The following is a 7671-nucleotide window of genomic DNA, read 5'->3' on the forward strand; positions in this document are numbered from 1 at the left end:
AGGCAAATAAACTCTACAGACGTAATTAATTACGTCTGTACAAATCAAATAAAAATCATCACGTGCAGCAATGCAACACCAATATCCAACATCCAAAATCCGAAGCTGACTATGGTGTTGGGAACTTTTTTTTTACGAGTTTGGCTCCTTTTATATCCAATAATTGTGCTAATTCGGCTGTATCCAATGACTTGACGAGACTCAAACCAAGAGACTTACTAGAAATGCTTTGAGTGTAAGCAGCGTTCAGATATGGTGTGTATTGCGGCTTTCCTGCAATGTATGTTTTGAAGAAAGGTAAACTCAAAACATTCATGTAACGGCGTGCTTGAGAAGCATCGCCAATCATATCAGCAGGTAATGCTACTTGTTGATTTACAGGGTTTGCATTGCCAATGGTGGAAAAGTGTGTGCCACCTTCAAGCATGACGAGATACTTTTGGGAATTTGCCAACCAGGAGAAAGGTAAAATTTGCTCGGATAAAGCTGGTGCAACTGTATCATCACTACTGCTGACAATCATCACTGGAGTTTTGATTTGACTTAAGCCAGCTTTGCCGAAAATAGAACTAGTAATGGGATTAACTGCGATCGCAGCTTTTACTCTCTCATCTCGCAGGTTATAATCTTTGCCAGACTTACTAATGCTCAATTCTAAAGCGCGACACTGGAGCAGTAAAGACATATTCCAGGTATTTTGTAGTGCTGCTGGTTGACAGTCTTGTTTTAGCTGCTCAAAGTTGATTTTAGCGCCTGCTAGGGCTAAGGCTGTGTAGCCTCCCAAAGATTGACCAAACACTCCGACTTGTTGCAGATTTAGGCGACCTTTAAACCGTGAATCAGATTGATTACCTTTTTGCAATTGATTCAGTATATATGTTACATCCAAAGGTCGGTCTTGAAATTCACTTGGTTCTGCTACTTCAATGGCGCGTCCTTTTAGCAGAGAACGCAATTGTTTCGCATCACTACCAGGGTGATTGGGAACAACGACGGCAAATCCGTAGGAAGCTAGATGAGTGGCTAAATATTGAAAGTTACTGCTGTCTAAACCCAAGCCGTGAGAAATGACAATTATCGGTGCAGTCTTCTGGATATTGGGAATGTAAACATCAGTCAATAAAAGCCGATTGCGGGTTGAGTCGAAAAACTTCAGGATGTATTTTTGCGACTTAAATTTTCCCGGAACCTTTAAATCGGGCAATTGCGAGAAATTTGGTTGAGAAATGCTCTCAGCTTCTATTTTAGACTTTTGGGAAACAGCTGCGATCGCACTATGGGTTTGATTAACAAGTTTCTCCAATTCTGTAGCTATTTCCAAAGTCTCGGCGACATCAAGGCGAATGCTGCTGGTGGGATATTTACGCAACACATTTAAAAGTGTCAAGCCTCCCGATTCTCCAGAAGCTAAAATTAGCGCCGAACGCAAAGTACCCAGTCCTAGTTCTGGTTGACTGGTTTTAATCACTTGCGTCAATCGATGCAGTAAAAATTCTCCTTGTGGTGTGTAGAGAAGTTGCGAAACTACTACTGGACTAACTTTCACACGATTAAGCAAAATCCGCCGCAATTCTTGAAGCTGTTCTAGAGGCAGATATCGCTGATAGGCTGCTAAGTCTTCGTTAATTACACCTGTTTTGGCGTAGTTCTCTAAAGTTGTGACTGAAATTGAAAGCTCCAAAGCTGAATAAGATGCATAAATCCGCTCTGCTGCCAAAACAGAATTACTAATTCCAAATGTTGGCAGCACCATTGAAAGAACCAGCAATAAAGAATTTTTTCTGAGGGTGCTGGCCCAATTACCAAACAAACTATTCATCGCTCAACTATTTCGGTGGTCTGGTTTTATCAGGTGTTGGCTTTGGTAGTTATTCGGGCGCCCTGCTTAGTTTCTTTAAAGTTATTAGCCTCAATTTTATCAAAACAGAATTTAGGAGTCAGTATTTATAATTCACGACGAATTATGTATGACTTGCGAATGTAGCTGGCTGAAAATAATAGGTATAAATGGGTTTAAAATTTCCACCAAATCTGAGATTTAGTAGTCAAAAAAAGTAGTGATTCCCAATTCCCTAGTAATGTATTCTGACTCCTGAATTCTGATTTTTGAATTCTTTTGCAAGGATATTTCGGCTATAAAGTCAACAATCAAATCCTACAAAGTCACGCAGATGGGAAAAGTATCTAACTGACTTCAGTAGTTTGCCTTCACTATTAAATCATAACAAATAAAAAATAGTCTGCCTCAGTATTTATGTTGTAGCTTTGAATATTGCACAAATTCACTAGATGAAAAATCCAGTAAAAATCCTGAAAATATGGCGATTAATCAGCTTTTCCCAAGTGCGATCGCTACTGAACCTGTAACTACTAAACCCGCTCCAAATATTGCTATGAGGGTGAAGTGTTCTGGTGGTGTCCAATCAGGTGCAATAACTGATACAACTGCGACTGCTATTAATGTCACAATGGGAGCTAAAGCTATTACTGCACTTACTCGTGATGCTTCCCAATGTTGTAATGATTCAGAAAAAGCACCGTAAGCAATTAAGGTATTCAAGGCACAAAAAATCAACATTCCTAAATGGAAAGTATCAAGTATAAAAAGTGATTTAATTTTAGCTAGAGGAGTGAATAATAAAGCACAGCCTCCATAAATAATCAACATGATGCTGGTGGAAGATAAAGATTGTAATAACTGCTTTTGTGCCAAAGCATAAATAGCCCAAGCTGTCGATCCTAGCGCGATTAAAACACTGCCTAGTATATATGTGCCATGTGCTGTAATTAAATTCGTTAGTTGTTCGCGAAAAAATAAAAGATAACCGCAAATCATCACACTAACGCCAATCCATTGAGACAGCCGATAACGTTCTTTAAAAATTACTAACCCTCCAAAACCTAATAAAAGGGTAGATAATTGAATGAGAACTTCAGCGTTAGCAGGTGATGTTAATGCTAAACCTTGGGTAAATGAAAAGTAATTAATCCCTAAAAATATTGTCGCGATCGCTAATAATTTTCCAGAAGCAGAGCGCAGTTGTTCTAATTTTGGTAATTTGCCGCGTATCCCTAAATACCCAGCAAGCAATATAAATGATACCAAAAAACGAAACCAAATAACGGTATAGACATCAAGTACTTGTAGAATTACTGCAAGAGCAATAGGTAAAATTCCCCATAATAAAACCGTCAATAGCGATAACGTTAGCCCTAAGCGCCACCGACCAGAACTCTGATGTAGTAACATTAAAATATCCAAAAATAAGGACTGATAAGTAAGTTATATATAATTTAAATATCTAAACATTTTATCAAACTCTTATCGATAAAATATATTAATAGTTTAGTTAATGCAAATTCAATATAAAATAACCAATTTATCTAACTCAATTTATTATTCGTAGCCCAAAGAGGTTTTTTTGTATTCACGTAAAATTCGTAATTTACGTGTTCATTTTACATGAATATTAAATTTAAAACTTCCTCATAAATGTATACTTTATCTCGGTGTTACTTTATAATACAACTATGGGGATTATACCCATAATCAGCTTAGTAATCTTTACGACTGCCTTATCTAGTTACTTATTGCTGACCTCAAGAGGTCGATTTTTGCTCAAATCTTTGGTGACAAAAATAAAGCAGCAAGAGTGGAAATTCAGATATGGCAAACCTAATTACTTGAGAGCGAGATTTTCAAGGACTATAACAATTGCTGTCATTATTTTGGCAGCAGTAATAGTAGGAAATACTGTATCAGCAAAGATTACAGGCCCGCCTCCAGTTTCGCTCAAGAGCGTATCGGTTCCAGAACCTGACAATCTTGGAGACTTCGTAAAAGACAAAACGGCTGCAATCAAATTAGGAAAGACTCTTTTTTGGGATATGCAGGTTGGGAGCGATGGAAAGACCTCCTGTGCTAGTTGTCATTTCCATGCTGGAGCTGACAATAGATCCAAAAATCAGATTGCTCCTGGGCTTTTGCGGGTCAACGCCGATGGTACAGAGAATCCAGATTCAGTTTTCAATGTCGGCGGGCTACCAAACTATCAGCTCAAACCAGGAGATTTTCCCTTCCACAAGCTGTCAAACCCAAACGATCCTAAGACTGTTGTATCTGACCGTAACGATGTCAGTTCTTCTCAGGGGATCTTCAATACGAAGTTTGTGGATGTCACACCTGGAAATGCAGAAGACAAAGTTACAACCGAGCCAGATTCGGTGTTTAACGTGGGAGGTATCAATGTGCGGCGCGTCGAGCCGCGTAACACGCCAACCGTGATTAATGCCGCATTCAACTTCCGCAACTTTTGGGATGGAAGGGCACAAGATATCTTTAATGGGGTCAATCCCTTTGGTTTAAGAGATCCTAACGCCGCTGTCGTCAAGGCTATAAACCCAATTAGGGTAGAATTTGTGAAAGTCAGCCTCAAGAACTCGTCTTTGGCATCTCAAGCTGTCGGGCCGCCACTCAGTTCCTTTGAGTCATCCGCAGATGGTCGCACTTTTCAAGAAATTGGTGATAAGTTTGGCGGGGGTAATAAGTTCGGGCGAATTGACATAACACCTCTCACCCTTGGTAAGGGTAAAAAGCTCCCCCGAAAACTTGCGAAAAAGTTATTAGCTCTGAGACCACTAGGTAAACAGATTGTGCATCCACAAGACAGCGTTTTAGGTAAAGATAGTAGATCGCCTAAACCTGGACTTAAAGATAGAACATACGAGCAGATGATTCAGGAGGCTTTCAAGCCGGAGTGGTGGAATTCTAATCGACTCATCCAAGTTGACTCTGACGGTAAACGGACTATTGTCAAAAGGCCCGATCGCTCTTTGAAGACTAATGAGTACACATTGCTAGAGTACAACTTTTCGCTATTCTTTGGGCTGGCAATTCAGTTGTACGAGTCTACACTGATTTCCTATGATACGCCCTACGATCGCTACTTGGAAGGAAACACTAGCGCCTTAACCGCGCAGCAGCAACGAGGCAAAGGACTGTTTGAGGGCAAAGCTCTGTGTATTAGTTGCCACAGTGGATTAGAATTAACAGCTGCTTCAGTCAGCAACGTGACTAAAGAGGGACGAATCAAACGTGCACCGTTCCCTCCAAACTCCCCTGAAGACACTGGTTTCTTTAATATCGGTGTTAGACCGCCCACAGACGACCCCGGTTTGGGTGGTTATGACGGTTTGCAGAGTAACGGTCAACGTAATCCGCTTTCAGAAGCACGATTGGCTCAGTTGGGTAAATTTAAGGATCTCCTGGGCGAAAACCCCCCAACCCTTACTCCACCGTTGAATTCCAGTGAACCTGTGTTTGCAAACGGAGCTTTCAAAGCACCCGGACTTCGCAATGTCGAACTAACTGCTCCCTACTTTCACAATGGAGGTCAGGCAACTCTAGAGCAATTGATTGATTTTTACAATCGTGGTGGTGATTATGGAGTACTTCCGCCGCTAAATCTTTCACCAGTAGAAAAACAGGAATTGGTCGCCTTTTTAAAAGCGCTGACTGATGACCGAGTTCGGTTTGATAAAGCGCCCTTTGACCATCCACAATTGTTTATCCCTAATGGACATGTGGGTAACACTAATTACGTTGTCAATGACGGCACTGGTAAAGCTACAGATGACACAGTGGAAATTCCTGCTGTTGGTAGGAGTGGTAATAGTGGTACACCAAATTTCCTCAGTTAATCTCATTTCACGACGAAATACCTGAATACAGAGAATACAGATAGATATGTAGGGATGTACAAATGTACGTCCCTATTTTTGCTATTTGGTGCAATTGCGAATTTCGTAGTGAGGGCTTTAGCCCTCAAGCCAAGGACTAAAGTCCTTACTACAAACTTATTCACCTTACTCAATACTCAGCACTCTTCATTGATGTGGTGGACTAGTAGTTACGATCGCTTGACTAACGAGTGCGTAGGCGTAGCCCGCCGGAGGTATCGCCAAGTATTGGTTGTATGTTGCTAACTTTGGTATTGTCTAAGTAATTATAGACTCTTCTGGAAACTTCACGGACAAAATCTCCAGCTCTTTGATCGTAGTTTGGTCTTTGCACCAAAACACCTGCTAAATAGCTTTTGCCGTTGGGCATTTGAATAATACCCGCATCACCAATGATAAATCTCAATGTACCAGTTTTGTGGGCGATGGTCGCTCCTTGACCGATACCTGCTGGTAGTAAACTATTGGTTTTGACACGGCGCATAATGCCTAAAACTCGATCGCGGCTAGTTGGGGATAACAAACGATTATTAGAAACTAACGCCGCCAATCTGACCAAATCTTTGGAACTAGTTGTATTTGTGCCGCCGATGTCTGGAAGGAGATTCCGAAGTGCTGTATTTTGCAATCCCCAGCTACGAAAACGTTGGCTAACTTTTGCAGCACCACCCAAGCGATCGAGAACTAGATTTGTGGCGGTATTATCGCTGATTGTCATCATCAAGGTAGCAGTTTCCAGGACGCTAAATTTAGTGCCGATGGGTTTGTATTGCATAATTCCAGATTCGCCCACCTTTAAATCGCGCCGCATCACTAATTTATCGGTGAGTTTAATTCTACCTGCATCTATTTCTTGGAAAAGAGCCACTAATAAGGGAAATTTGATTGTACTGGCAGCAGCAAATCTTTTTTCGCCATTAATATCTATATAGTTTCCTGTATCTAAATCTAAGAAAAATATTCCCGGATTCAATGATTTATAACTTGCCAACAAAGTACGAATCTGAGAAGTGATACCAGCCATCTCTTGACCAAGATTTACAACTCCGGCAAATGTCGATGCATCTATGGATCTGATGACAATATCTTCTCGATTTTCTCCAGCAATGGGATTATTTTGGCGGTTAAATGAATTGAATTTGAAACTCCAATGAGAGCGGGAATCTCCTTTAACTGATATATTTTGGGAAGTTACATCATAACCAGGAGCTAACTCGACGACAAAACGAGTAGTTTGAGGGTCTGGTTTGCCGAGGCGAATTTCTTTCACCGCCTTACCAAAACTTCGTTTGACAGTATCGGAATTAAAATTAGTTCCAGGTAAGTCAATGACCAATCGATTTGGATTATCTAATAAAAAGGCTTTTGGTTCTATTCCCGAAGTGGTAGTTAGGTCTAATTGATTTTGGCTAGAATCATAGTACCAAGACTGTAACTGTGAGGCTTTAGCTTGTCCTGCAACTAGAACCAAACTGCTTAAACCAATCGCCAGTAGATGTGATTTCATGTTGTGAATGTGGGTGTGCAAGTTAGGAGAAACTAATCAGGTTTACTTAGATTGTTTTCTGATGACTGTGCTGAACTTCCGGAGAAAAAGTCATAAATCCCGTTGAGTTATTTTTACCAGATGAGGTTTGGGATTAGATAAGCACGATAAATCATCATTACTTATTAAAAGTAAATTGCTGACAGTTTAATTTGTGTGTGAGTTGACAACAACAGAAATTGTTAATCTAGCGCAAGGACGAGCGAAGGATTAATTATGTTTCCAACTTAGGGATTACCAATAAATAAATTACTACTACTTGTTTATGGGTGTGTGGACAGAGGTGTTGCCCTCATCCCCTAACCCCTTCTCCCATGTTGGGCTACGGTGTACATCTTTCTAGAAAACCAAAATCGTCGTAGATCCCCCTAAATCCCCCTTAAAAA

The 7671-nt window shown here is 40.5% G+C and carries 4 protein-coding genes; 1 reads left to right on the plus strand and 3 read right to left on the minus strand.

All coding sequences use genetic code 11. From position 1 onward, the window contains the following. Positions 1-109: 109 nt before the first annotated feature. The gene (locus ACM0OX_RS29005) at positions 110-1819 is read right to left on the minus strand and encodes an alpha/beta hydrolase (protein WP_414518455.1); all 1710 of its coding nucleotides are present in this window, start codon (positions 1817-1819) and stop codon (positions 110-112) included. Between the two features lie 510 nt (positions 1820-2329). Continuing rightward, positions 2330-3250: a DMT family transporter gene (locus ACM0OX_RS29010; RefSeq protein WP_414518457.1), complete on the minus strand. Its 921-nt coding sequence runs from the start codon at positions 3248-3250 to the stop codon at positions 2330-2332. A 479-nt stretch (positions 3251-3729) separates the two neighbouring features. Between ACM0OX_RS29010 and ACM0OX_RS29015 the strand changes: the two genes are divergently transcribed. Then, the gene (locus ACM0OX_RS29015; protein ID WP_414518458.1) at positions 3730-5700 is read left to right on the plus strand and encodes a cytochrome-c peroxidase; all 1971 of its coding nucleotides are present in this window, start codon (positions 3730-3732) and stop codon (positions 5698-5700) included. Positions 5701-5923: 223 nt separating this feature from the next. Here ACM0OX_RS29015 and ACM0OX_RS29020 read toward each other — a convergent pair whose 3' ends face one another. After that, entirely contained in the window at positions 5924-7246 is a 1323-nt protein-coding gene (locus ACM0OX_RS29020) for a serine hydrolase (RefSeq protein ID WP_414518459.1), read from the minus strand. Positions 7247-7671: the final 425 nt, after the last annotated feature.

The organism is Nostoc sp. PCC 9305 (genome assembly GCF_963920915.1).
GTDB lineage: Bacteria > Cyanobacteriota > Cyanobacteriia > Cyanobacteriales > Nostocaceae > Nostoc.